The sequence below is a fragment of the Streptomyces sp. NPDC028308 genome, assembly GCF_055565855.1.
Genome location: NZ_JBVHTO010000008.1, coordinates 113,042 through 137,426 on the forward strand (window position 1 = coordinate 113,042; position 24,385 = coordinate 137,426).

Sequence of the window (24,385 nt, forward strand, 5' to 3'; positions counted from 1 at the left end):
AGGCCGAGAACGCAGAGACGCATCCCCTCCCTGGCACGAAACAGGGAGGGGATGACGTTGGTGGAGCGAGAGCCCGCGGTCCGGCAGACCCTGCTACTGAACCAGCACCCCTCTGCGTGCGCCCAGTACGCATGTGAGCGAGCGCGCCCGGCAGCCATCAAGGGCCGGCCCTCGCCCCTCCCCCGCGCATGCGGCCGCCGGAAGTGATCTGTGCGACCCGCCCGTGGTGAGCGGCGTCTCACCTCGGCGGCGTTGCTATGCAACGCGGTGCATAGCAGGATCGTGCGCATGGCGCTCGAGCACGCGATCCTCGTTTCCCTGCTGGAGAAGCCGGGCTCCGGCTATGAGCTGGCCCGGCGGTTCGAGCGGTCCATCGGGTACTTCTGGAACGCCACCCACCAGCAGATCTACCGCGTGCTCAAACGCATGGAGGGCGACGGCTGGGTCGACGTCCGGGACGTCCCGCAGTACGGACGCCCCGACAAGAAGGAGTACACCGTCGCCGCGCCGGGCCGCACCGCGCTCTCCGCGTGGCTGCATGAGGCGACCCAGCCCGAGAACATCCGGCACGAACTGGCGGTCAAGGTCCGAGGCGCCGCCTTCGACGATCCGACGGCCCTGATCAGTGAGGTCGAACGGCACCGTCAGGCGCACGAGGACCGTCTGGCCCACTACCTCGCGGGCGAGAAACGCGACTTCGCGGAAGCCCCGGCGAGCGGGCCGCCCGACGCCGAGCGCGAGCTCCAGCACGTGGTGCTGCGCGGCGGCATCGCGTACGAGCGAATGATGATCGCCTGGCTCGACGACGTCCTCTCCACCCTCGCCGGTTTCACTACCGGCCACTGACCGGCCGACAAGCCCCCCGACATCCGTATCCACCGACATCCGTCCCGCTCCCAGCCGAAAGGCGGCACCCCGTGGCCGACGCGCTGCTGTTCAACCCGCGTACGTACAACCCCCGGCACTTCGACCAGGAGACCCGCAGGCTGCTGCGCGCCACCATCGACTGGTTCGAGGAACGCGGCAAGCGCCGACTGATCGAGGACTACCGCACCCGCGCCTGGCTCGAGGACTTCCTCGCCTTCGCCGCCAGGGAAGAACTCTTCGCCACCTTCCTCACCCCCGCCTCCGCCGCCGCTCCCGGTGAGAACGACAAGCGCTGGGACACCGCCCGCATCGCCGCCCTCAACGAGATATTCGGCTTCTACGGCCTCGACTACTGGTACGCCTGGCAGGTCACCGTCCTCGGGCTCGGTCCCGTATGGCAGAGCGACAACGCCGCCGCCCGCGCCCGCGCCGCCGCGCTGCTCTCCCAGGGCGAGGTGTTCGCCTTCGGCCTGTCCGAGAAGGCCCACGGAGCCGACATCTACTCCACGGACATGCTCCTGGAGCCCGACGGCGCGGGCGGTCTGCGCGCCACCGGCTCCAAGTACTACATCGGCAACGGCAACGCGGCCGGTCTCGTCTCCGTCTTCGGCCGCCGCACCGACGTCGAAGGCCCCGACGGTTACGTCTTCTTCGCCGCCGACAGCCGTCATCCGTCGTACCACCTCGTCAAGAACGTCGTGGACTCGTCCAAGTACGTCAGCGAGTTCCGCCTCACGGACTACCCCGTGACCGAGGACGACATCCTGCACACCGGCCGCGCCGCCTTCGACGCCGCCCTGAACACCGTCAACGTCGGCAAGTTCAACCTGTGCACCGCCTCGATCGGCATCTGCGAGCACGCGATGTACGAGGCCGTCACCCACGCGCACAACCGCATCCTCTACGGCCGCCCCGTCACCGCCTTCCCGCACGTGCGACGCGAACTGACCGACGCCTACGTCCGGTTGGTGGGCATGAAGCTCTTCAGCGACCGGGCCGTCGACTACTTCCGCACCGCGGGCCCCGACGACCGCCGTTACCTCCTCTTCAACCCCATGACGAAGATGAAGGTGACCACCGAGGGCGAAAAGGTCATCGACCTGATGTGGGACGTCATCGCCGCCAAGGGGTTCGAGAAGGACACCTACTTCGCCCAGGCCGCCGTCGAGATCCGCGGCCTGCCGAAGCTGGAGGGCACCGTCCACGTGAACCTGGCGCTCATCCTCAAGTTCATGCGCAACCACCTCCTCGACCCGGTCGCCTACGAGCCCGTCCCGACCCGACTCGACGCGGCCGACGACGACTTCCTCTTCCGTCAAGGCCCCGCCCGCGGCCTGGGCTCGGTGCGCTTCCACGACTGGCGTCCGGCCTTCGACACCTACGCCCACCTGCCCAACATCGCCCGCTTCCGCGAACAGGCCGACGCTCTCTGCGAGTTCGTGCGCACGGCGGCTCCCGACGAGGCACAGAGCAAGGACCTCGACCTGCTCCTCGCCGTCGGCCAGCTCTTCGCGCTCGTCGTCCACGGGCAGCTGATCCTGGAACAGGCAGCGTTGACCGGCCTCGACGAGGACATACTCGACGAACTGTTCGCCGTCCTGATCCGGGACTTCTCCGCACACGCCGTCGAACTGCACGGCAAGGACTCCGCGACCAAGCAGCAGCAGGACTGGAGCCTGGGCGCACTCCGCCGTCCCGCGGTCGACGAAGAGCGTTCCCAGCGTGTCTGGCAGCACGTCGAAGCCCTGTCGACAGCGTACGAGATGACCCCCTGACCCCCGGGCACCACGTCGGACCAGCCGGCGGAGTACGGCCGTGACGCCGTACTCCGCGAGGCCCACCGGCGTGCACGGTGACGTTGGCCCTCCTGGGCTCAGGTGGCGGTGGGCCAGGTCCGCAGCAGAGCGGCGATCTTCCCGGCGGTGCAGGCGGGATCCAGCAGCAGGTCCTTGAGGGCGACCGCGTCCTGGTGGCCCGGCTTGACGGAAATCCCGGCGGCCTGGAGATACATCACGCCCGAAGCGGCGGCAACGGCCATGTTGGAGCGCTCCAGCCAGCGGCAGCGGCCCAGCGTGTGCACCAAGGCGCCGGCCTTGGCGTAGGGACCGTGGTAAACCGGTTGTTCGAGCAGCTCGGCCCGGTGGCGAGCGATCGCCGCGACCGGAACGCCGTAGTCGTCAGGGGCCGGGTCGCTCGCTCCGGCCACCTCGGTGACCTGCAGGATCCAGGGAACGTCGATGTGCAGTTCCATCAGGCCGCGTGCGCTCCCCGAGCCGTCTGCTGCGCTTCCTCGGCCTCGTCGAAGACCGCCTGGTGCTCGGCCAGGAAGCGGGCCGCCGCATCGACGGCGTGGGCGCGCAGCCCGCTGGCGTCCTCCTGCACCAGCCGGGCCAGGTAATCCCCGACCCCCAGCCCCAGATCCGCGGCACGCTTCTTCGCGAGTTCGGCAACGTCCTCGTCCACGCGTGCGCCCAGCTGTGTCTTCGCCATAGACCGATGGTAACAGGCGTTACCGACACGGTCGAGCCGCGAAAGCGCCCCCTCCCCCTGCCTACGACGACCCGGGACCGGCCAGCATGCCCGGCGACCGAGGCCGGCGACCGCGTCCGCCATCTCACCTACTCCTGCTTTTTTTGACGAACCATCAGTCAACTGTCGCTCCGATATATCGCTCCACCTCCGCCACGTACCGCGCCACGGGGCCCAGCGTCAGCAGTCCGCTGGCGGCGCCGGCGTGTTCCGCACGGGCGTCGCGCAGTGCGGTCGCGGCGTGTGCGGCGACCTCCCGTTCGCCGAGGCGTACGGCCGCGCGGACGGTCAGGCACCACATGGCCTCCTGCATGTGGTCACGCGGCGGTTCCGGCATCACCCGCAGGGCGGCACGGGCCTCTTCGTCCCGGTTCTGAGCGAGCAGTACGAGCGGTCGCGCCCACGGCAGGTACGGGCCCCAGTCGAGGCGCGGGTCGGTGGGCGCGGGCCGGTCGTGGAGCAGGCGCAGGCCCAGGAGGGCGAGCGGGAGAAGACCGCGGTGCAGGCCTGGCATGCCGGCCGTCCGCAGTTGGATCTCAGCGGCGCGGTAGTGCTCCGCGCCGGTGGCCGCGCTGGGTCCATCGGGTTCCGTGCTGCGTGCGGCGGTGGCCCGGGCCCGGAACCAGGCGGTGAGCACGGGGACGAGCGATGCCTCGGTGGTCGCGGCGAGTTGTTCGGCCGCGTCGGCGTGCGCGGTCGCGGCGTCGAGGTCGCCGGCGGCCGAGGCGGACTGCAGGCGCACAAGGTGGCCCAGTACAGCGAAGTTCGCCAGGTCGTGGCGGGTGGCCAGATCGAGAATCTCGGCACCGATACCGTCCCGCACCGCGGCTAGCCCCGGTCGGGCGAACGACTGCAGGTACGACCCGTTGAGGGCGAAGGCCAGGAGTGCGGGGTCGCCGAGGCCCCGTGCAAGTGCCTCGCTCTGCCGGGCAGCCTGGTGTGCGCGCTCCCGCTCGGTCGCGGACAGATCGGCGCTGCGGCTCTCGACGGCGACCGTGGCCAGGAGTCGGGCTCTCAGGTCGGCGGGACTGTCGGGGCCCAGCGCATGGAGCGTGCGCTCGGCGGCCTCGACGACGGCTCGCGACTGCCCCGGGTCGTCGGCCCGGCTCCAGAGCGCGGGCACGTCGTAGGCACCGATGACCCGGGCGGTCAGCAAGAGGTCCCCCGTGCGCTGGGCGGCCTCAACGGCTGCCAGGCGGTCGCGCCGCGAGTGGACGAGGGCTTCGCCACCCGCCAACGCGAGAGTGCGGGCCAGATCCACCATGGTGCGCGGGCCGAGCCGGACACCTCGGCCGGGCCACGGGGTCCGTACGTCATCGGCGGAGAGGGACCCCTTGAGGATCTCCGCCTCCAGGTCCTGCAGGGCCGGACCGGGATCGAGCCCGAGTTGGCCGACGAGCATCGCGCGGGCTCGGCGCAGGGTGGCCAGCGCGTCAGCCCTGCGCCCGGCCCGGTGGAGCGCGCGGGCAAGCAGCTCCCATGCGCGTTCGCGCCAGGGGTGTTCGGCGGCGTGAGCACCCAGCTCGGCCACGAGACCGGGCCCCTCCCCCACGTCGAGAAGGATGCGCGCACGCAGTTCCACCCCCTCCAGCCGCTGCTCCTCGAGCCGTGTCCGCTCGCGCTGCGCCCATACGGAGTCGGGCACGTCGGCGTAGGCGGGGCCGCGCCAGTCCGCGAGTACCGCTTCGAGGTCGGTCACCGCGCCGGGGTCGCGCCGGGCCCGGGACAGCGTGTCCTGGAAACGGTGGACGTCCACGTCCTCACGGGGCAGCAGCAGCGCGTAACCGGGGCCCTCGGTGACGATGACCCGCGGTGGAGTGCGCGGCGCACGCTCGGGTTCGAGGGCCCGGCGCAGCGCGGCGACGAAGGTACGCAGGGCGCCGACGGCTCGCTCCGGCGGATCGGACCACAGGTCCTGGACCAGGGTGTCGGTGGTGACCAGCCGGCCCTCTGCGGCGACAAGCCGCCCGAGCACCTCACGATGGCGCGGCCCGCCCAGCTCGACGGGACTGCCGTCATCACGGAGGGCCCGCACCGCTCCGAGCACGTCAATGCGCATGTCCCCATCCTGCGTGCCGGAGTCGGCTGCGCCCAATCGCACTGATCGGCTGCTCATCGGCGTCGCGCAGGCTGATCCGGTCAGTTCCCGACCCGAAAGGAAGGCCTTCCATGGCCCTCACCATTCCCGGCTTCGATCAGATGCGCGTGCCCGGCGCGGACGGTGTGAAGGTGGCTGTCGCTGTCGGCGGTAGTGGTCCCCCGGTGGTGCTGCTGCACGGTTTCCCGCAGACCCACCTGATGTGGCGGCACGTCGCGGAGCGGCTCGTGGAGCAGCACACGGTGATCTGTCCCGACCTGCGGGGTTACGGCGCCAGCGACAAGCCGGAGGCCACCGATCCGAGCATGTACGCGAAGCGCACCATGGCCGCCGACGTCGTGGCCCTGGCCGCGACCCTCGGCCATGAGCGTTTCGCCCTCGTCGGCCACGACCGGGGCGCCCTGGTCGCCTTCCGTGCCGGGTTGGACCACCCCGACACCGTCACGCACCTCGGACTCCTCGACATCGTGCCGACCCTCGACATGTGGAACGTCCTGCACGGCGTCCCGGCAGCCGTCGCCTACCACCTCTTCCTCATGGCGCAGCCGCCCGGCCTGCCGGAGACGATGATCACCAACAGTGCGGACGCGTTCTTCGGTTCGTTCCTGGACGCCTGGAGCAATGATCCGGAGGCCGTGCCGGAGGACGTGCGTGCCGAGTACCTGCGAGCGAGCGCGGCGGCGGTGCCGTCGATCGTCGCCGACTACCGGGCCTCGGCGGGCATCGACGTCGTACACGACCAAGCGGATCTGGACGCCGGCTCACAGTTGGCCATGCCCGTGACGGTCGTCCAGCAGGACTGGGGCGCCCGTCTGGGGTATGACGCCGCCGGTGTGTGGAAGGCGTGGGCACCTGACCTGGACCACCGGCTGACCCGAGCGGGGCACTTCATGGCGGAGGAAGCCCCTGACGAGATCGGCGCGGCGATCCAGGACCTCCTGACCCGCTGACTTCCGCAGCGTCGCCCGCTCAGCGCCCTGAACAGTCAAGTCACTGTGCTCTTCGAGTGGTCGCTGCCACGTGGGACTGCGGATCGGTGCGGCTTCGGTCGCACCGGTCAGATCGCGGGCGCCACGTACGGGAAGAACGGAGTGGGAGGGGCGTCGACGGCGTCCTTGCTCAGGCCGACGCTGAGGGCGCTGTTGGTGGTGAGGGAGAACATCACTTCGCCTGCGTTGTCGTTCAGGGCACGCCCGTTGAACTCCGCGAAGCCGAACACCGCCGGTGTGCCGATGGTGTAGGGCAGGGCGTTGGGGAGGATGCGGTCGGCTACCTCCCGGCCGTATTCCTGCGCATCGGTAGCCGTTCGGCGGGCGCCCACCACTGCGGCCACTCGGGCGGCGAACTCCTCGGCGAACGTTTCCGAATCGCCGGTCGGCGGGGTCTGGTTCAGTCGTTCGGCGAGGTCGTCGTCGAACTGCGCGAAGATCGGGGAGACCATCGGAAGTCCGCACCGGTCGACGCGGTGCCATCCGCCGGCGTCGGTGGCGAGGGCCGTGACCCCCCAGACGCGGATGTCCAGGCCGCCTGTGAAGGGCAGCAGCTCGGCGTCCGGTACCTCCAGGACGATGGACCACACCTTCTGCCCGGAGAAGAGACTCTTCACCGAGGCCCCGTCCGAGGGAGGTACGTCGACGTCGGTGCCGTGCTGAAATGCCTGGCCGACCGCTTGCACCACGGCGGGATTCATCCAGAACGGGTCGCCTGCGCGTCCGGCCCACACGCGCAGGCCCTCCTTGGTATCGAGCGTCTGCCCCGTCGTGCCGGTGAGCAGTGCCGTGCCCGCGGCCGCGTCGTCCGTGGCGTCCGCCTGGACGAGTCTGCGCAGCTCCAGTGTCTGCGTCCCGTCCGCGTCCGCGATCCCGAAACTGAAGCGGTACGTCAGGTCCTCGACGACGTCGCCCGTGCCGTCGATCTTGAACTCGTACCTGGCCTCCGGGTGGTACCCCTCCGGTGCACTCGGACCGGCTGATTCGGAGGCCACGTTCATCACGAAGACCGTGCCTCGTTCGCCCCGGAAGACATAGAGGTCGGAGATGTTCAGACGGGCATCGGCCCTGGCTGCGGGAGAATCCAGATGATGGGACATACGAGTGGCTCCACATCACTGCGGCAATGGAGGACAAAGGCAAGGGGAAAACCGACCAGGCGTGACGTCTGTGACGGCGTCGGCGGCCTCTCGCGGCCTCGGCTGGGCTCCTGTCAGCGCCGCCTGCGCCGCAACACTCGCGGAGGGTGGCGGAGCGTCTCCCAACTGCGAAACGCCTACGGTCGCCGGAGCCGTCGGCTGAACGACACCGGTTGGCGGTGAGGTCCCGCTGCCGAACGGATCGCGCGTGCGACTTCCTCGCAGGCGGACGGGCGTCCCCTGCACCACTCGCCATTGTAGGGGCGTTGCCCGAAGTGGGCCCATTGGTGCCAAATGAACGGGTCACTGGCCCGTATCGGCAGAACCCGCGGCGAGTCACCGCAGGGCGTCACATCCGTCGGCTTGCTGCCTTATCCGCTTAAGATCTGAATTGTGACGAGACCTGCACGGATCCGACGCCGTCGGCCCCACGACGGACAGCGCCAGGCCGTCACGCTGTCGCCCGTGCTCGTCACCGTCCTCATCGCCGGCGTCGCCTTCGCCACCCCGAGAGAGATCGCTTTCAGTCGCCTCCTGCCTGCGGCACCCGCTCTGGCGGCAGCCATGTGGCCCGTTCTGCCCACGGTCCTGCTGGGGGCGTTCTGCTTTTTGATCATGATCTGCATCAGCTTCGTCCATCCCGATCTCGGGACGCCGTATACGGCTGCGGCCATCGCCGCAGTCACTCTCGCGGCCGCCTACGCCAGCCATCTGCGGCTACAGCGCGAGGAGACTCTCTTCCAGGTCCGGCTCGTCGCCGACGCGGCGCAGAAGGTGCTCCTGCGGCCGCTGCCGCACCGCATCCGGGACATCGAGATCGAGTCGCTGTACCTGGCGGCCCAGGAGCAGGCGCGCATCGGCGGTGACCTCTACGAGGTGGCCGACACACCGTACGGACTTCGCCTGCTCATCGGCGACGTACGCGGCAAGGGCCTGTCAGCGGTGGGCGCGGCCGCGGCAGTCATCAACTGCTTCCGGGAGAACGCGTACGACCAACCCGACCTGGAAGGGCTTATCAACCGCCTCCAGATCACCATGACCCGCTACAGCGCCGCCATCCCCGCCGACGATCAGCAGGAGCACTTCGCCACCGCGCTGATCATCGAGGTCCCGTACGGTGGCGGGGATGTCCGGGTCCTCAACTGCGGACATCCCCCACCGGTGTTCGTCCAGAGCGGCGAAGTCCGCGTTCTCGAGCCCACTGTCCCCTCGACACCCCTCAATCTCGCGGCGCTCCTCGGAAACAACTACTTCGTGGACACCATCGCCTTCGCGCCAGGCGATCAGATGCTGCTGTACACCGACGGCGTCACGGAAACACGCGACCCCGGCGGCACCTTCTTTCCGTTGCCCGAGTGGATGGGCCGCCACCGCGCGGACCAGCCCCGAGAACTGCTCAACCAGCTCCACACGGACCTGCTCCGCTACAGCGGCGGACGGCTCGACGACGACATCGCCGCCCTCGCCGTGCGCTACCGGCAGACGCCGACCCTCGACCGCTGAAAGCCGTCCGCGCGGTCAGGGCGCGTCGCCTCTCGCCCGGGCTTCACCTCCCACTGTCGGTAGCCACCCGCGACGCTGTCGGGGAAACACCGGAGCCCCGTCACCGCCAGTGCTCGTCCGGGGTGAACGCCCGTCGCGCTACCGTTCGGAGCTCACCGTGTCCGCCGGGGCCGTAAAGCGGTGGACAGCCGTCCAAGGCTGCGCAAGCATCTGGCGTGATGAACAGCGAACCTCTCCCTGCCCGCAAACGCGTCCGTTTCGTCAGACTCAGCGAGAAGGCGCTGCGGGCGCTCGCCGACGGTGACCTTGCCGGCGGCAGCGCCGAGACCGGGGTCACCCTCGACGAACACTTCGTCTGCGACCGGGCCCGCTCGATCTTCGCCTACCGTGCCGACCAACTCGTCAAGGATCCCTCCGCCGCACCCTGGATCACTCGGGCCGCGGTGTCCGAACCGGAAGGCATCGTCGTCGGCGACGCCGGGTTCCACGGGCCACCGGACGAGGCGGGCACGGTGGAGGTCGGCTACACCGTCGTGCCTGGGCACCGTCGCCAGGGCTACGCCCGCGCCATGGTGTCGGCGCTGCTCGTCAGGGCCGCCGCCGAACCCGGTGTCAGGACGGTGCGGGCCAGGATCGCAGCCGACAACGCCGCCTCCCTGGCCTCCATCGACGGCTTCGGCTTCAAGCGCGTCGGCGAGCAGGGGAACGAGCACGACGGACTCACGTTCATCTTCGAAGTCCCGGCCGACGCGATTCAGGCCGTATAGCTCTGCGCCCTCAGCGGGCACGCCGCGGCGGTCAGTGGGCCGACGCCAGCGGTACGCCCTGCGCGACTCGCTCCCCACGCGCCCCCATGCCTGCTCCCTGCCCGGAGTCCCGAGCAACGGGCCGGGAGACGGTACCGGGAATGTCGGCCGGGGTCTCGGGGGTGGCCGTCAGGATCGTGTGCTGCAAGCCTCGCAGCCGTGGTGAGGGCTCAAGCCCCAACTCGCGTCCGAGCGTGGCACGCAGCTGCAGGAAGACGTTCAGCGCCTCGCCGCGCCGCCCCGACCGGTGCAGCGCGATCATGAACTGGGCATGCAGGTTCTCATGCGTGCGGTAGCGGCTGGTGAGAACCGTCAACTCGGCCAGCACCTCGCGGTGTCGGCCCAGTCGCAGATCCGCCTCGATCCGCTGGTCCAGCGCGCACAACCGGCTCTCTTCCAGCCGCTTGACCTCCATCGCCAGCTGCGCTCCGCTCTGCACGTCCGCGAACGCCGTCCCCGACCACAACTGGAGTGCCGACGCCAGCGTCCGTGCCGCGCCGGCGAAGTCGCCGCCGTCCATCGCGCGGTACCCAAGGCCCGCGAGACGTTCGAACTCCCGCACATCACTTCGGCCACCACCGGACGACAGCAGGTAGCCGCCGGGCAGCGTCATCAGCACGTCCTTCGCCCCGACGGTGACAGCGGTTTCAGCGGTCGCGTCGCCCGGGACGGATGCATCAGTCGCGGTGCCGGCGACCGACGCGCTGTCTCCTGCGTCGGTGACCAGGGCCGCCGCGATCAGTTCTCGCAGTTGCAGGACATACGTCTGCAATGTCGTCCGCGCACTTCGCGGCGGGTGCCCCGCCCACAACTCCTCGATCAGCGACGCGACCGGCACCACCCGGTCCGCGTGCAGCGCCAACAGCGCCAGCACCTGCCGCGGCTTCGGCGCCGACGGAGCCACCGACACCCCGTTCACCCGCACATCCAGCGAACCCAGCACACCGATGTCCACGCCGTCCCCCAATCCGCCCAGCCCGTCTGACACTCCACCATTCAAAAACAGCACGACCGGTATGTCAATACCAGACCTCCCGCCCTGTTTAGAGAACCCCCCGACCCGCCCTCGACCTGAGGTGCATCCATTCGCCAACATCCCAGGACCGCACCAAGCTTTGGATCGAATCCGGCTAGAGCGACGTCACGCTCGCCAGTCACCAAGCCTCCCGACCGGCCGCCAGAACAAACCGACGAACGCACTCAGCGCCCATAAAAAGAGACCGCATGGTCTCTATTCACGGCCCCTGACCTCCAGGTAACTCAGTTCGACCCCCTTGAAAGTGAGTGCCACCGCACACCTTCGCCGTGCACACTCGGCATCTCCAACACAAGGGGGAAACATGCGATTCACCCGTTCCGTCCTGGGCGTCACCGCCGTCGCGGCCCTGTCCGTCGGGGCCACGACGGCCCTGGCGGCACCGGCCTCCGCCGCGCCCAACACCACCCCGCAGAAGGTCTGCGGCAGCAGCTACAAGACCGTGAACTCGGCGCCCATCGGCTCGCTGGGCACCGTCTACCTGACCTACAACGCCACGAACGGCAACAACTGCGTGGCGACCATCCGCAACAACCCGGGCACGGCCGTGGACATGTCCGCCTGGGTCTACATCCCCGACACCAACGCCTCGGACGAGGACTTCGGACGGTACACGTCGTACGCCGGCCCGACCTACGTCTACGGCAAGGGCCACTGCGTCGACTGGGGCGGCCAGATCGGCGGCATCTACGTGCAGGTCACCGGCTCCAACTGTGCCAGCCTCAAGGAGCACCGGGTGACCACCACCCGCTGACCCGCAGGCAGGACCGACGCTCGCGGTGTCCCGCCGCCTCGCACGGCCAGGTCACCGCAAGCGTCGGTCGAACCCCAGGGCGCCGAGCAGCCTGCCAGGTGTGACACCTGGCCCGCCCGCTGTCACATCCGACAGTGACGATTCTCCTGACATCGACGCTGAATGGGTGTGGTCCCCGGCAGTCGGCGGCCGGGGACCACACCCAAGTACGGGCAGGCACGCGCTGTTTGGGCCGGGCCGGCGGTCGGTCGCCGCCGGCCCGGTGGCGCGTACGGAGCAGGTCTTCCTCGCCGAACGCACTCGGGGACTCGGCACCAGGTCGGAGACGAGCGCGGCCTCACATGTCGAGGACGATGTCGCCGTCGGGCCGGGCGCAGCAGATGAGTACCTCACCGTCCGGCGGGTCCTCCAGAGGCGCGGGGGAATAGGTCACGGCACCGGAGAGCAGGGGTGTTGTGCAGGTGTGACACACCCCGGTGCGGCAGCTCCAGCGGGTGGGGACGTCACAGGCGTCGGCGAGTTCGAGCACGCTGCGCCGGTCGTCGGGGAATGGAGTGGAGATGCCACTGCGGGCGAACGTGACCTGCGGCCCGGTTCCGGGGGCGCCCGGGGGTTGATGGGGCGGTCTGGCCGTTCGGGGGGTGAGGCCGGGGTTGATGGAGGGCAGCGCGGAGAACGCCTCGGTGTGGATACGGGCCGGGTCGATGCCGCCCGCCGTGAGGGCGTCGCGCATATCGGCCATGAACGCGTCGGGGCCGCACAGGTAGGCGGTGGCGTCGGCGGGAAGGGCCAGAGCGGTCAGGGCCTCCCGGGTGAGCCGTCCCCGGGTGAACTCGCCGCCGAGGTGGTCCTCGGCTGTGGCCGCGCTGTAGAAGACGTGCTCGTGTGCGCGCGGGAGGGTGGTGAGCAGGTCGTGCGCCTCGGCGGCGAGGGGGTGCTCCTGCGGTCCGCGGGCGCCGTGGATCCACCAGACCTCCCGGTCGCGGTCGTGGGCGGCGAGTTCGTGGAGCATGGCCAGCACGGGCGTGAGACCGATGCCCGCCGAGACAAGGACCACCGGCTCGGTGCCCCGGGTGAGGACGAACTCGCCGCGGGGCGCGGCGACATCGAGCAGGGCGCCGGGACGCGTCCGGCTGGTCAGGTACCCGCTCACCGTGCCGTGAGGTTCGTGCTTGACGCTGATCCTGTAGCGGCCGTCGGTGAGCGTCGACGACAGGGAGTAGCTGCGCACGGGCACGGGTTGCGCCGCCGAGGGGATACGCAGCGTGAGGTACTGGCCGGCCCGGGGGTCGGGCAGCGGAGTGCCGTCCGGTGACCTCAGGTACAGCGAGGTGACGGAGGCGTTCTCCGCCACCACCTCGTCCACACGCAGTTCGCGGAACCCCGCCCAGGCCGGGCCTTGTTGTGCGTCGGAGCCGTCGGTGGCGAGCAGGTCACGGAAGGAGCCCTGCCAGCCGGGGCTCAGGGCGGGGATGGACAGGGCCAGGCGCAGCTTTTCGGGGTCCCGCCCGGGCAGGTAGAGCAGGGCGTCGGTGGCGGCCACACTCAGCGCGCCCGGCCCGGTTCGGGTCTTGGTGATCGTGTCACCGGCCTCGATGCGACCCTCTCGGATGACGCGCATGTAGAAGCCGGGCCGGTGGTGGCCGACCAGCAGGGCCGGCAGCTGCGGTTCGCCGACGCGCAGCCCCACGCGGTAGCACGTGACCCTGGGCTGGCTGACTTCGAACTCGGCGTCGCCGATGGCATAGCGGTCACCGATGCAGACCTCGTCGTCGCTCAGGCCGTCGACGGTGAGGTTCTCGCCGAACTCACCGTAGGTGAAGTCGTCACGACCGAAGTGCCGCTGCCAGTAGTGGTAGGACTCCAGCTGGTAGACGAGGACAGCGCGCTGTTCTCCTCCGTGTCCACCTCGGTCGCCCTGGCCGTCCCCGTCGATGTTGAGTCGGCGGACCATCACCGCACCCTGTACCGGTTGCTTCCAGACGCCGGTGTAGACGGTCCTGCCCTGCCAGATCACGTTCTTCGGCATGCCGACGTTCACCGACAGCAATGAAGGCATCCCCTGCTCCTCCCTGGTGCGGGGCCTCGCCCACGCCGGCCGGGCGGCGACGGAGCACCGTCGTGGGTGTGCCGGTCACGGATCCGGTGTGACGCGGTGTGTCTCCTCCAGTGTGAGATCTGGACGGACGCCGTGCGAGACGGCGTCACCCTCGCCCTTTCACCGGCAGCTCGCGCCGGGCGGCGTTCCCGTCACCGTCACCGCGCGTCGGCACGGTCATCACCCCGTACCCGAAGTGCCGGCGCACCAGTTCCTGGGCGGTCTTCTCGGCGTCGGCCCACGCGGTGCGCCCGGCCTCGGTGAGGCTGACGTCGACCGTCCTGCGGTCTTGCTCACGGCGGTCACGCTCGACCAGCCCGGCCGCCTGCAGGCCTCGGAGCACGTAGGACATCCGGTCCCCCGATTCCCGCAGCGACGCCGTCAGCTGTGCGACGGGCATGGAGCCGGTCGCGGCTTCGGCGAGGGTGCCGAGGGTGAGGTAGCCGTGGAGCGACAGGCCGTGCCGTACCCGCAACTCACCGTGGAGGAGCCCCAGGGTCCGCAGGACTCGGGCGGGCGCCCACCGGGCGGCGGCCGGCGAATCGGCGTCATGCATGGTTCTCTCCCGAGGGTCGGAGCGCGGGCCGAGCATCCACGGCCTGGCATGCACAACCGGGGTCGCCATCGGAGTGGTCCCCGACCGGTCGGACACGACGCCCTCGGATCAGGACTGGGCCCCGGCTCCGGCGCTCGCCGAACCCGGATGTCCTCAAGTGAGGTAGTTGCGTCCCCTTCAGCTGCCCCCTCAGGCTCCCGGTCGTCCTAGCTTCGACAGCGCGATGCGGTCGAACGGGTCGAATACCGGCAAGCGGTACGAAGCACGCGGCGCAGGCAACATACGCATGGGCCCGACGCACGGACCGCGTCCGGCAGCCCGACGCTCCAGACGAGGAAAGAAGGCGTTCTGCGCCGTGACGTCACAACCAGACACGGGTCGAGCCGTGTCCACCGCGGACTTCGGGCCCAACGCATGGGTCGTGGACGAACAGTGGAACCGCTACCGGCACGACCCCCGCTCGGTCGACCAGACCTGGCGCAACTTCTTCGCGGCCCATGACGTGCCCGTGCCGGCTCCTGCGGCGTCCGGGACGGCGGGCGCCGCCCTTCCCGCGCAGCGTGACGGCGGCGACGCGTCGGTGCTCACCGCCGTGCGCGTCGCGGAACTCATCGCCGCGTACCGCACGCGCGGCCATCTGGCGGCCGCCACGATTCCGCTCGCGACAGAGCCCGCTGCCACACCCCGAGAGCTCGATCTCGCGGCGTTCAGGCTCGACCACGCGGACCCCGCGGCGAAGGTCGTAGTCGACGGTTTCGCCGGGCGCACCACGATGGCTCTCCAGGACGTACTGATCGCCCTGCGGGAGATCTACTGCGGCTCGGTCGGCTTCGAGTACACGCACCTCACGGACGCCGGCGAACGGCGCTGGATGCGGGAGCGGGTCGAGGGCCCGCAGCACCGGGCGGACCGGGCCGAGAAGCTGCAGATCCTCTACCGTCTTGGCGCGGCGGAAACCTTCGAGGCGTTCCTGCAGAAGAAGTACGTGGGCCAGAAGCGGTACTCGCTCGAAGGCGCCGAGTCGGCGATCGTGCTGCTCGACGCCCTGCTGCTGCGCGCCATCGACGCGGGCATGGCGGACGCGGTCATCGGCATGGCGCACCGCGGACGGCTCAACGTGCTGGCCAACATCGTCGGAAAGAGCTACGCCCAGATCTTCGCCGAGTTCCTGGACACGGCCGACGTCCCCGGCGTCCGGGGATCGGGGGACGTGAAGTACCACCTCGGCGCGGAAGGCACCTACCGTGCGCTGACCGGCGGAAGCATCGGCGTCTCGGTCGTGGCCAACCCCTCGCACCTGGAGATCGTCGGACCGGTCGCCCAGGGAATCGTGCGCGCCAAGCAGGAATCGGCCCTGGAGGGCGGCGACCCGCATCCGTTGTTGCCGGTCGTGGTCCACGGCGACGCGGCGTTCGCCGGTCAGGGCGTGGTCGCCGAGACGTTCAACATGTCGCGGCTACCGGGCTACCGCACCGGCGGCACCGTCCACCTGGTCATCGACAACCAGGTCGGCTTCACCACCCCGCCCACCGGCGGCCGTTCCGGGACCTACGCCACCGACGTCGCCCACGCCGTGGACGCACCGGTCCTCCACGTCAACGGGGACGATCCGGAAGCGGTCGTACGCGTCGCGCGTCTGGCCTTCGACTACCGGCAGGCGTTCCACAAGGACGTCGTGATCGACCTGGTCTGCTATCGGCGCCATGGGCACAGTGAGGTCGACGACCCGTCCATCACCCAGCCGGCGATGTACGACCGCATCGGCGCCAAGGCCTCCGTGCGCGCGCTGTACGCCGAGTCGCTGCTCCGTCGCGGGGAGCTCACCGCGGCCCAGGTGGAGGGCGCGCGCCGCAACTACCAGGAACACCTCGAACGGGCCTTCGCCGAGACGCGGACGACGTCGGCCGCCCCGGGAGCCTCCGAGGCCGGCGAGCACCCAGACGCCGAACAGCGGACACCGCGACCGGCAGCGACGTCGATCGACGAACCGACCGCCCGGCGCGTCATCGCCACCCAGACCGACCTGCCGCCCGAGCTCACCGTGCACCCCCGCGTGTTGCCGCAGCTCGCCCGCCGTGCGGCGATGCTCGACGACGGCACGATCGACTGGGCCACGGCGGAGACACTGGCGATCGGATCACTGCTGCTGGACGGTGTTCCGGTGCGGCTGACCGGACAGGACTCCCGCCGGGGCACATTCGGCCAACGCCACGCCGTGCTCACCGACCGGCGCAACGGCGCCGAGTACACGCCGCTGAACCATCTCGGCCCGCGCGCGGCACGCTTCTCCCTCTACGACTCGATGCTGTCCGAACTGGCGGCACTCGCCTTCGAGTACGGGTACGCCCTGGCGAGGCCCGACGCCCTGGTGCTCTGGGAGGCGCAGTTCGGTGACTTCGCCAACGGCGCGCAGACCGTCATCGACGAGTTCATCGCCTCGTCCGAGCAGAAATGGGGCCGGCGCTCGGCCCTCACGCTGCTGCTGCCGCACGGCCTCGAAGGACAGGGGCCGGACCACTCCTCCGCCCGGATCGAGCGGTTCCTCCAGCTGTGCGCCCAGGACAACATGACCGTCGCCCTGCCCTCCCTGCCGAGCAACTACTTCCATCTGCTCCGCCGGCACGCACTCGACGGCAGCGGCACACCGCTGGTGATCTTCACTCCGAAGTCCATGCTGCGGTCGAAGGCGGCCACGTCCACGCTGACCGAATTCACGCAGGGCGAGTTCCGCCCGGTGCTTCCGGACCTCGCGGCGGATCCCGCCCGGGTCACCCGTGTGCTCATCTGCTCGGGCAAGGTCTGCTACGACCTGGAAGCCCGTCGAAGGAGCTCGGGCTCGGCGCACACGGCGATCATCCGCCTGGAGCGTCTGTACCCGTTCCCGAAGCGGGAGCTCGCGGCGGAACTCGCCCGCTTCCCCGGCGCCGTGGACGTGCGCTGGGTGCAGGAGGAGCCCGAGAACCAGGGGCCCTGGTCCTTCGTCGAGCCGCGTCTGCGCCGTCTGGTGAGTGTCCCGGTGGGATGCGTCAGCCGCCCCGCGGCAGCCGCTCCCGCCGTCGGCTCCGCTCGACGGCACGCGCTGGAGCAGGAAACCCTGGTGGCATCGGCCTTCCGCTGAGCAGCGGTCCCGGCGGGGGCCACCTGATCCATCGGCTCGGCGACCCGGGCTGTCCGTTCGCGAGAGGTACCCCATGGACAAGCACGTCACCTGCCGCACGATCGACGAGCAGGCGTCCTCCGCGGACGGCAGGCGCGTACTGGTCGACCGTGACTGGCCGGCTGCCGTCCCCCAGCGGCAGGCGCGCCTCGACGACTGGCTGCGCGAGGTCGCCCCGTCCGGCGAACTGCACCGCTGGTACAGCGCGGACGTCTCCCGTTTCGCGGAGTTCCGCCGCCGGTACCTGGCCGAGCTGGGGGACCCCGGGCATCACGAGGCGGCGGACCGGCTGCGTGAGCTGGCGGCCGGACACGACCGGCTCACCCTGCTGACCGCGGCCCGGGACGTGGACCGCAGTCACGCCGCCGTCCTCGCCGAGTGGCTCACCGCCGCCGACCGGCCGGAACCGGAGCCGATCCGGTCCGGTCCTCGTGCGGCCGTCTCGTCCGCGCTGGCCGATCTCAATGCCGGCGCGCTCGCGTTCGTCATGGGCACGGGGATCGTGTCGACGGCCCTGAGCTCCATCGGCGCCCATACCGCGTCGGCGGTGCTGCTCGTGGTGGCGCTGGCCGGGTTCGCGGTGCTGATCCCCGCCTACGGCTGGCGCCTGCTGCACCACCGGGAGCGGTTCGTCACCGACTTCCTGGGGCCGCGTTCCTTCGCCTTCCTCACCGTCGCCATCTCCTCCAACGTGCTGGCCGCCCGCCTCGTCCTGGACGGCCACACCGCGGCGGCCGGGGCGTTTCTCGCGTTCGGGACGCTGGCCTGGCTACTGCTCGACTACGGCATCCCTCTCGCCCTCATCACGAGCGTGCGCAGGGGCCCCTCGATCGACCAGGTGAACGGCACCTGGTTCCTGTGGGCCGTCGGATCGGAGTCGGTGGCGCTGGCGGCGGCCTCGCTGGGCCGGACGACCACCGGGCACCTGCTGCCGGTGCTGGCCGGGGCGGGCTGGGCCATCGGCCTGGTGCAGTACCTCCTGACCGCCGCCGTAGTCCTGGCCAGACTCCTGGTCCGGCCGGTGCAGGCGAAGGGTCTGATGACATCCGTGTGGATCTTCATGGGGGCCGCCGCCCTCTGTGTGCTCGCCGGACTGCGCCTGCTCGAACTGCCACCGAGCGGCACGCTGCCGGCGCGTCCGGTCGTACTCGGAGCGTCCGTCGTCCTGTGGTCTTTCTCCACCTGGCTGATCCCGCTGCTGCTGGCGCTGGGCGTGTGGCGGCACGTAGTGCGACGGATCCCACTGCGCTACGAACTCGGCTGGTGGAACCTGGTCTTCCCGATCGGCATGTACGCGGCCGCCACCTACGCGCTGGGACGCGCGACGCACACCTCGTGGCTGACCACCATGGGCCGCTGGGAGGTGTGGGTCGCCGGCGGCGTGTGGGCCGTCGCCTTCATCGCCATGCTGGCCACGGCCCTCCGCTCCCGCCTCGTCGCCGGCCACGGCGGCCGCCCGGACCCGGACGGCAGGGCCCGGGCGGACCTGACCTCGACGTCCCCCGGCGCGTAGGCGCGGGCCTCAGCCTCGTCCTCGCCAGTTGCCGGAGGCGTGGCGCAGCGAGTGCCAGGCGACCACCGCCCAGGCGGCGACGAGCACCGCGTAGAGGCCCACGGCGCTCCACACGAACAGTTGTGAGCCGGTGAGGGAGGCGATGGCTCCGGTGCCCGTCACGCAGGCGCCGAGCGGGAAGATGAAGGACCACCAGGTGGGTGCGAAGGGCAGGCCGCGTCGGATCTCCCGTACGGTCAGCGCCGTGGCGAGCACCAGCCACAGCATCGCGAAGCCCCACACCCCGACCCCGCCGAGGAGCGCGGCCACGGCGACGCCGTGCACGTACGGAGCGGGCAGCGCGTTAGGCGCCGCCGTGGACAGCGCGCCGAGCGCCGTCACGGCCTGGTCCAGCGCCCCCACCGCGATCCACACGGTGGGCACCACCGCACCGATGGGCGCGTCATGGTGGACGAGACGGCTGTAGACCATCGCCAGCACCAGCAGGACGGCCATGAGCCCGAGCCCGAGCATCGCGTAGCAGCCCAGGAGCATGGCAAGTCTCGGCTGCCCGGCCGGGGCGTGCGGGATGAGCAGCGCGCCTGTCGCGGCGGAGACCAGCGGCGGTACGACCGGCAGCAGCCACCCGCCGGACGCCGCGTCCGCGGTGAAGCGGTGACGGGTGATCATCAGATACGGAACGGTGCAGGCGGCGCCCAGACCGAGGACGGTTCCGGCGGACCACAGCACCCAGTCCACGTCCAGCGCGGCACGTGCTCCGATCACCCGCTCCCCCAGCAGGAGGGATCCGGCGCCGACGGTGAGCAACGCCATCGGCGGCGCCCCGAAGAACTGCGCCAGCACCGGGTCGGCGGCGTGTATGCGCACCGCGCGCCTTCGGACATAGCCGATGACGAGGGCGGCCAGCAGCAGCGCGGCCCCCGCCCAGACCACCGTGGCGGCGTCCCGCAGTCCGGTGAAGCTCCGGGGCAGGGTGGCGGCGGCGTTGGCGACGATCCCGGTGCCCATGACGGCCGCGAACCAACTGGGGCTGAGGAGCGCGCGGCCCCGTGCGTCCCCTTCGGGCTGCGCGATACGGGCGTCGGCCGGGCGTTCTGTGCCCGAGCCGCCTTCTGGGGAGAGCGCTGGGGTCGTGCTGGTACGGGGTGTCACGGTGCGGAGGGCCCTGTCTTCTCGAAGCGGGCGCACCGTCGGTGACCGGCCGACCGGACGGCCGTCGCGCGGCAGCTCGCAGTCGCGGCCGACCCCGCCGGCACGTTGATCTCGAAGCTAGGGCGAGAGACCCACGACGTCACAGATCAGGGCGGGCCACGGCGCCCTCACTCCGGGACATGAGGGTCCGCCCTCGTACTCCCGCGACCGCGGATGGGGCCTCCAGGCTCTCCATGTCCACGACCGAGGGTCTTGTGTCCTGTTGGGGGGCATGGCGAGGGGGCCGTTGGCCGTTGAACGCGAGTGGACCGGTGAGCACCCACAGGTGACGGACGATGCCTGGCATGCACATCGACACCAGGTAGTTCGGATTTCAAACTTACTTTGCTATGATCGAACGCGTACAGCCGCGCAGGAGGCTCACCATGACGGACAGGTCGCCCGGCCAGAAGCCGCTGCTGGTGACGGTGCTGGTCTTCCCGGGCGTACGGCTCCTGGACGTCACCGGGCCGATCGAGGTGTTCGCCACGGCCAACGAGTTCGGCGGCCGCTACCGCGTGCGTACGGTGTCACCGGACGGCGCCGACGTCACGACCTCCGCGGGCACTGGCCTGAGCGTCGACCTCGCCGCCCCGGACGTGTCGTACGTCAGCGATGTCGTCCTCGTCCCCGGCGGTCCCGAATGGCCGTCCCTGATCAAGGACGACGCACTGCTGAGCGCCGTCCAGGCACTCGACGCACGCAGCCGCCTCACCGCGTCCGTCTGTACCGGCGCCTTCCTCCTCGCCGCGGCCGGGCTGCTCGACGGGCGCAGGGCGACCACCCACTGGCGCCACACCGACCAGCTCGCGCTGCGGTACCCACGGGTGACGGTGGACCCCGACGCGCTGTTCGTCCGCGACGGCCGCATGATGACGTCCGCAGGCGTCAGCTCGGGTATCGACCTGTCGCTGGCCCTGGTGGAGGAACACCTGGGCGTCGACGTCGCCCGGGCCGTCGCCAAGGACATGGTCGTCTTCATGCAGCGGCCCGGCGGCCAGTCGCAGTTCAGCGTCCGCACCAGCAGCCCGCACACGAGGCAGGACATGCTGCGCCGGGTCCTCGACGCGGCGACCGAGGACCCCTCCGCCGATCACACCCTGTCGGCCATGGCGCGCCGAGCCGGCATCAGCACCCGCCACATGACCCGCCTGTTCCGCGAGGAGCTCGGCACGACTCCCGCCCGCTACGTGGAACAGGTCCGCATGGAGGCCGCCAAGGCCATGCTCGAAGGCGGCGACGACCCCATGGCCTCGGTCGCACGGCACAGCGGCTTCGGCTCTCCGGAGTCGCTGCGCAGGGCCTTCGCGCGCAACCTCGTCATCACACCCGGGGCGTACCGAGCGCGTTTCCGCACCACGGGCGCGACGAGTGACCGGCCCCATGACTGACTCCTCCGAGCTCTGAGAGCCCTCGGACCGGCCTCTCCCCCGGACCCCTCTGCGGACGCTGTCACCCGTTTGCCCTGCAACCGTCCGCGACGGCACGGGCGAATAGGAGACAGCGCCGCCGTCGCACGCGCGCGGCCCCTGGCGGGACACGACGTCCCCGCTTCGGAGAGGACCGGATATGAAGCTCAGTGACGAGTTCCCCGTCGACCACAAACTGGCGACGGTCTACCGCTACAGCGCCGCCGCCTGCGGCCTGATCGTGCTCGCCTTCGGGCTCCTCGGTTTCGCCGACCAGCTGAGCCCGTTCAACACGGACGGGCAGCAGATCGCGGGCATGTCGACCAACGGCGTCCTCAGTCTGATCTCCGTCATCGTCGCGCTGGTGCTCATCGGCGGTGCGATCGTGGGAGGCAACTTCGCCTCGACACTCAACATGTCGATCGGCGCACTGTTCCTGGTGAGCGGCTTCGCCCACATCTTCATCCTGGACAAGCCGGCCAACGTCCTCGACTTCGGCATGACCAACGTCATGTTCAGCTTCGTCATGGGACTGATCATCCTCACCTGCGGGATGTACGGCCGGGTCTCCAGCAAGCTGTCCCACGACAACCCGTACTGGCGCCGCCGCCACGCACGCCAGGCCGCCAAGGAGTCCCTGGCCCGGCGCCGTGCGGTGCAGTCACCCGCCGCCCTGTCCACCGGCGGCGACCGGGCGCTCACGCCGCCCGCGGCCACATCGACCGAGGCACAGGGATAGGGACCGAGGACTCATCGGCCCGCGCGAGTTGTTGCTCGTCGCGGGCCGCTGCGTCCTCGACCTGGCCCGCGGCCTGCCTTCGCCGCTCCGCCCCTGCCTCAAAGGGCTCAGAAGGGGATGCGGGAGCGTTCAGAAGGAGGTGATGCGAGCGATGAAATAGCCCGCGACGAGCACTGCACCGGCGATGATGAGGCAGATCCACAGCACGGGGTGCTCCCAGGGCCCGCCGTCGGCGAGTTCCTGGTGGGCTTCGGCTGTGGAGCCCTCGACCGGTGGTGTCTCTTCGGGAGGGACGAGTGGGTCCGTCATGACTCCAGCTTGCGGGACGCACCGACACCGTGCACCTGCGAAGCACGTGTGGGGCCTGTGACCTCCCGCGCTCCCCGGTCACGGCGCGTGGGGTCAGCTCTTCGTCAGGGTGCAGGTGTACGCGGAGGTGCCGGATCCTGCGTAGGCCTCGACGTCGACGTAGTAGGTGCCCGTGCCGGAGGCGGTACGCGTGAAGGTGAGCGCTTCGTCGGTGCCGGCTCCGTCGTTGACGGAGCGCGCGAGGGTGCTGCCGGTGGAATCGAGCCAGTACAGGTCCGCGTCGTAGGCGGCTGGTACGGAGCAGGTGAGCGAGGCGGTCTGCCCGGAGGCGAGGGAGACCCGGAAGTAGTCGCGATCGTTGGCGGCCTGCATGGCGCCGGTGATCGTCGCGGGTGAGACGAGGGTGCCGGCGTCGTCGGCGGTGTCGCGGGTGTCGTTCGGTTCGCTCTCCACGAGAGCGGTACCGCCGGCCTGGCCGCAGTCCGTGACAGGTGTGCCCGAGTAGAGACTGGCGTCAGGCACACCGGCGGTGACGCTGCGCAGGTAATAGCCGCAGGTGGGCCGATTCCTGAAGTCGAAGGCGGTGCCCGGCGTCAGGCGCCAGATCTTGAAGCCGGAGTAGGTCAGCGGCTTGCGCTCGACGGCCTGCTCTGGCTGGTGGTCGCCCAGAACGACATAGGCGTCCTTGCCGTACTGCGTGGCTTTGCCGTCGCGGTCGACGAACAGGGAGCCGCCCTCTTCCACGCCCACGCCCCAAGCCGCTCCCCCAGTGGTCAGGCCGTCCTTGACCGCTCTGGCGACGAAGGCCATGGTGCGGCCCATGCGGTCGCGGGTGACGAAGTGGGAGTCGTTGATCACCGCACCGTAGTCGGCCCATTGGAACATGCCGGTGGTGAAACTGACCGCGCGGTCGTAGGGGTTGGCGAGTGCCTGCGTGCTGGTGACGCTGCCGTTGCAGGCGTCGTAGACGACCGGGCTGTTGATGTGGTGCCCGGCGCTGCCGCCGCCGGCTCCGCCGCCCTTGGCCACCACCGACTCCACGGACGCCTCCAGCGCGGTCCCCTTCCACGCCGCGTAGCGACACTGGTCGCCGCCCGCGAAGTAGACGAACTCGGCATTGCGGATGTCGGTGTTGACCTGGCTGTTGCTGCCGTCAGCGGCGGTGGTCAACGTCCAGGTCGTGCAGGAGTTGACGCCTGGAATGGTCATGACGGTGTCACACTCGGGCGTCGCGCTGCCGGAGGTGGGCGCGGAGCCGGCGAGGACGACCACGTCGAGGCTTCCGGTGCCGCCGCGGATGTCGTCGACGGCCCGGGTCATCGAGGCCGCCACGACACCGCCCGCGCCGTTCATGGTGAACGCCGGACCGTTCCAGGAGGCGCGGCTCGCATCGTTGGCGCTGCCGAGCCTGACGCGGTTGGCGGACGCGTGCGCGGGCTGGGGAACGGTCAGCGGCAGGGTCAGAGCGCACAGCGATACGGCGGCGTAGGCGGCCTTGCGTGCATGACGTGACGTCACGAGGACTCCAGGGGTTGGGAAGTGGGCCTCTTCCCGACGGACGGCGCGCAGCTCTCGGCGCCGGAGAGCGAGGCCCTTCGATGGTGGTAGCGGACGATACAAGTCAACGCACGGCATCGAAAGATGTATGACTGTGCGGCCTTCGATCCGCGAATGCACCCCGGTCGATCCGGC

General features: G+C 70.3%; 20 protein-coding genes. 10 read left to right on the plus strand and 10 right to left on the minus strand.

Features of this window, described 5'->3' with window-relative positions:
• Positions 1–288 precede the first annotated feature (288 nt).
• Both ACZ4VA_RS19440 and ACZ4VA_RS19445 read left to right on the plus strand, forming a co-directional pair.
• Positions 289–846: a PadR family transcriptional regulator gene (locus tag ACZ4VA_RS19440; RefSeq protein WP_356175447.1), complete on the plus strand. Its 558-nt coding sequence runs from the start codon at positions 289–291 to the stop codon at positions 844–846.
• Between the two features lie 71 nt (positions 847–917).
• Positions 918–2,642 (plus strand): acyl-CoA dehydrogenase family protein, encoded by a 1,725-nt coding sequence (locus ACZ4VA_RS19445; protein WP_468082231.1) that lies wholly within the window; start codon positions 918–920, stop codon positions 2,640–2,642.
• A 98-nt stretch (positions 2,643–2,740) separates the two neighbouring features.
• On the opposite strand, the gene ACZ4VA_RS19450 is transcribed toward ACZ4VA_RS19445, so the two are convergent.
• From ACZ4VA_RS19450 to ACZ4VA_RS19460, 3 genes are all read right to left on the minus strand, one after another.
• Positions 2,741–3,118, minus strand: a complete 378-nt coding sequence (locus ACZ4VA_RS19450) for a fic family toxin-antitoxin system, toxin component (RefSeq protein ID WP_356175442.1) — start codon at positions 3,116–3,118, stop codon at positions 2,741–2,743.
• Positions 3,118–3,357 carry a hypothetical protein gene (locus ACZ4VA_RS19455; RefSeq protein ID WP_356175439.1) on the minus strand — a complete coding sequence of 80 codons (240 nt, stop codon included), beginning with the start codon at positions 3,355–3,357 and terminating at the stop codon, positions 3,118–3,120. Before ACZ4VA_RS19455 ends, ACZ4VA_RS19450 begins: the two co-directional genes overlap by 1 nt.
• A 154-nt stretch (positions 3,358–3,511) precedes the next feature.
• Positions 3,512–5,455 carry an AfsR/SARP family transcriptional regulator gene (locus ACZ4VA_RS19460; RefSeq protein ID WP_468082234.1) on the minus strand — a complete coding sequence of 648 codons (1,944 nt, stop codon included), beginning with the start codon at positions 5,453–5,455 and terminating at the stop codon, positions 3,512–3,514.
• A 110-nt stretch (positions 5,456–5,565) separates the two neighbouring features.
• Between ACZ4VA_RS19460 and ACZ4VA_RS19465 the strand changes: the two genes are divergently transcribed.
• Positions 5,566–6,444: an alpha/beta fold hydrolase gene (locus tag ACZ4VA_RS19465; RefSeq protein WP_468082235.1), complete on the plus strand. Its 879-nt coding sequence runs from the start codon at positions 5,566–5,568 to the stop codon at positions 6,442–6,444.
• A gap of 107 nt (positions 6,445–6,551) precedes the next feature.
• Here ACZ4VA_RS19465 and ACZ4VA_RS19470 read toward each other — a convergent pair whose 3' ends face one another.
• Positions 6,552–7,583 carry a DUF4331 family protein gene (locus ACZ4VA_RS19470; RefSeq protein WP_468082236.1) on the minus strand — a complete coding sequence of 344 codons (1,032 nt, stop codon included), beginning with the start codon at positions 7,581–7,583 and terminating at the stop codon, positions 6,552–6,554.
• A 432-nt stretch (positions 7,584–8,015) separates the two neighbouring features.
• On the opposite strand from ACZ4VA_RS19470, the gene ACZ4VA_RS19475 reads away from it, so the two are divergent.
• A complete protein-coding gene (locus ACZ4VA_RS19475) occupies positions 8,016–9,125 on the plus strand; it encodes a PP2C family protein-serine/threonine phosphatase (protein ID WP_388904933.1) in 1,110 nt (369 codons plus the stop codon).
• A 218-nt stretch (positions 9,126–9,343) separates the two neighbouring features.
• Positions 9,344–9,892 (plus strand): GNAT family N-acetyltransferase, encoded by a 549-nt coding sequence (locus ACZ4VA_RS19480; protein WP_356175430.1) that lies wholly within the window; start codon positions 9,344–9,346, stop codon positions 9,890–9,892.
• Between the two features lie 31 nt (positions 9,893–9,923).
• Here the strand turns inward: ACZ4VA_RS19480 and ACZ4VA_RS19485 are convergent, their stop codons facing one another.
• Entirely contained in the window at positions 9,924–10,886 is a 963-nt protein-coding gene (locus ACZ4VA_RS19485; RefSeq protein ID WP_468082352.1) for an AfsR/SARP family transcriptional regulator, read from the minus strand.
• 385 nt (positions 10,887–11,271) lie between these two features.
• On the opposite strand from ACZ4VA_RS19485, the gene ACZ4VA_RS19490 reads away from it, so the two are divergent.
• Complete coding sequence (locus tag ACZ4VA_RS19490; protein ID WP_355787606.1) at positions 11,272–11,721, plus strand: spore-associated protein; 450 nt, start codon at positions 11,272–11,274, stop codon at positions 11,719–11,721.
• Positions 11,722–12,058: 337 nt separating this feature from the next.
• Here ACZ4VA_RS19490 and ACZ4VA_RS19495 read toward each other — a convergent pair whose 3' ends face one another.
• A complete protein-coding gene (locus ACZ4VA_RS19495) occupies positions 12,059–13,780 on the minus strand; it encodes an MOSC and FAD-binding oxidoreductase domain-containing protein (protein WP_356240909.1) in 1,722 nt (573 codons plus the stop codon).
• Positions 13,781–13,925: 145 nt separating this feature from the next.
• Positions 13,926–14,375: a MarR family winged helix-turn-helix transcriptional regulator gene (locus ACZ4VA_RS19500; RefSeq protein ID WP_356175424.1), complete on the minus strand. Its 450-nt coding sequence runs from the start codon at positions 14,373–14,375 to the stop codon at positions 13,926–13,928.
• 385 nt (positions 14,376–14,760) lie between these two features.
• Between ACZ4VA_RS19500 and ACZ4VA_RS19505 the strand changes: the two genes are divergently transcribed.
• The gene (locus ACZ4VA_RS19505; protein ID WP_468082237.1) at positions 14,761–17,493 is read left to right on the plus strand and encodes a multifunctional oxoglutarate decarboxylase/oxoglutarate dehydrogenase thiamine pyrophosphate-binding subunit/dihydrolipoyllysine-residue succinyltransferase subunit; all 2,733 of its coding nucleotides are present in this window, start codon (positions 14,761–14,763) and stop codon (positions 17,491–17,493) included.
• Between the two features lie 73 nt (positions 17,494–17,566).
• Positions 17,567–19,045, plus strand: coding sequence for an SLAC1 family transporter (locus tag ACZ4VA_RS19510; RefSeq protein WP_468082238.1), 1,479 nt, complete (start codon positions 17,567–17,569; stop codon positions 19,043–19,045).
• A 9-nt stretch (positions 19,046–19,054) separates the two neighbouring features.
• On the opposite strand, the gene ACZ4VA_RS19515 is transcribed toward ACZ4VA_RS19510, so the two are convergent.
• Positions 19,055–20,197 carry a TDT family transporter gene (locus ACZ4VA_RS19515; protein WP_468082239.1) on the minus strand — a complete coding sequence of 381 codons (1,143 nt, stop codon included), beginning with the start codon at positions 20,195–20,197 and terminating at the stop codon, positions 19,055–19,057.
• Between the two features lie 425 nt (positions 20,198–20,622).
• Between ACZ4VA_RS19515 and ACZ4VA_RS19520 the strand changes: the two genes are divergently transcribed.
• Positions 20,623–21,627 (plus strand): GlxA family transcriptional regulator, encoded by a 1,005-nt coding sequence (locus ACZ4VA_RS19520; protein WP_355786203.1) that lies wholly within the window; start codon positions 20,623–20,625, stop codon positions 21,625–21,627.
• Positions 21,628–21,805: 178 nt separating this feature from the next.
• On the plus strand, positions 21,806–22,384 hold the full coding sequence (locus tag ACZ4VA_RS19525) for a DUF4383 domain-containing protein (protein ID WP_389391421.1): 579 nt from the start codon (positions 21,806–21,808) through the stop codon (positions 22,382–22,384).
• A 129-nt stretch (positions 22,385–22,513) separates the two neighbouring features.
• On the opposite strand, the gene ACZ4VA_RS19530 is transcribed toward ACZ4VA_RS19525, so the two are convergent.
• On the minus strand, positions 22,514–22,693 hold the full coding sequence (locus tag ACZ4VA_RS19530) for a DUF6480 family protein (protein ID WP_355786206.1): 180 nt from the start codon (positions 22,691–22,693) through the stop codon (positions 22,514–22,516).
• A gap of 93 nt (positions 22,694–22,786) precedes the next feature.
• Positions 22,787–24,211: a pre-peptidase C-terminal domain-containing protein gene (locus ACZ4VA_RS19535; RefSeq protein WP_468082240.1), complete on the minus strand. Its 1,425-nt coding sequence runs from the start codon at positions 24,209–24,211 to the stop codon at positions 22,787–22,789.
• Between the last annotated feature and the right edge of the window lie 174 nt (positions 24,212–24,385).

Bases quoted from the DNA above. Each gene is read 5' to 3' on its own strand.
- ACZ4VA_RS19465 (WP_468082235.1), top strand. From the start codon at position 5,566: ATGGCCCTCACCATTCCCGGCTTCGATCAGATGCGCGTGCCCGGCGCG.
- ACZ4VA_RS19510 (WP_468082238.1), top strand. From the start codon at position 17,567: ATGGACAAGCACGTCACCTGCCGCACGATCGACGAGCAGGCGTCCTCC.
- ACZ4VA_RS19440 (WP_356175447.1), top strand. From the start codon at position 289: ATGGCGCTCGAGCACGCGATCCTCGTTTCCCTGCTGGAGAAGCCGGGC.
- ACZ4VA_RS19530 (WP_355786206.1), bottom strand. From the start codon at position 22,693: ATGACGGACCCACTCGTCCCTCCCGAAGAGACACCACCGGTCGAGGGC.
- ACZ4VA_RS19455 (WP_356175439.1), bottom strand. From the start codon at position 3,357: ATGGCGAAGACACAGCTGGGCGCACGCGTGGACGAGGACGTTGCCGAA.
- ACZ4VA_RS19470 (WP_468082236.1), bottom strand. From the start codon at position 7,583: ATGTCCCATCATCTGGATTCTCCCGCAGCCAGGGCCGATGCCCGTCTG.
- ACZ4VA_RS19520 (WP_355786203.1), top strand. From the start codon at position 20,623: ATGACGGACAGGTCGCCCGGCCAGAAGCCGCTGCTGGTGACGGTGCTG.
- ACZ4VA_RS19500 (WP_356175424.1), bottom strand. From the start codon at position 14,375: ATGCATGACGCCGATTCGCCGGCCGCCGCCCGGTGGGCGCCCGCCCGA.
- ACZ4VA_RS19460 (WP_468082234.1), bottom strand. From the start codon at position 5,455: ATGCGCATTGACGTGCTCGGAGCGGTGCGGGCCCTCCGTGATGACGGC.
- ACZ4VA_RS19525 (WP_389391421.1), top strand. From the start codon at position 21,806: ATGAAGCTCAGTGACGAGTTCCCCGTCGACCACAAACTGGCGACGGTC.
- ACZ4VA_RS19450 (WP_356175442.1), bottom strand. From the start codon at position 3,118: ATGGAACTGCACATCGACGTTCCCTGGATCCTGCAGGTCACCGAGGTG.
- ACZ4VA_RS19495 (WP_356240909.1), bottom strand. From the start codon at position 13,780: ATGCCTTCATTGCTGTCGGTGAACGTCGGCATGCCGAAGAACGTGATC.
- ACZ4VA_RS19480 (WP_356175430.1), top strand. From the start codon at position 9,344: ATGAACAGCGAACCTCTCCCTGCCCGCAAACGCGTCCGTTTCGTCAGA.
- ACZ4VA_RS19490 (WP_355787606.1), top strand. From the start codon at position 11,272: ATGCGATTCACCCGTTCCGTCCTGGGCGTCACCGCCGTCGCGGCCCTG.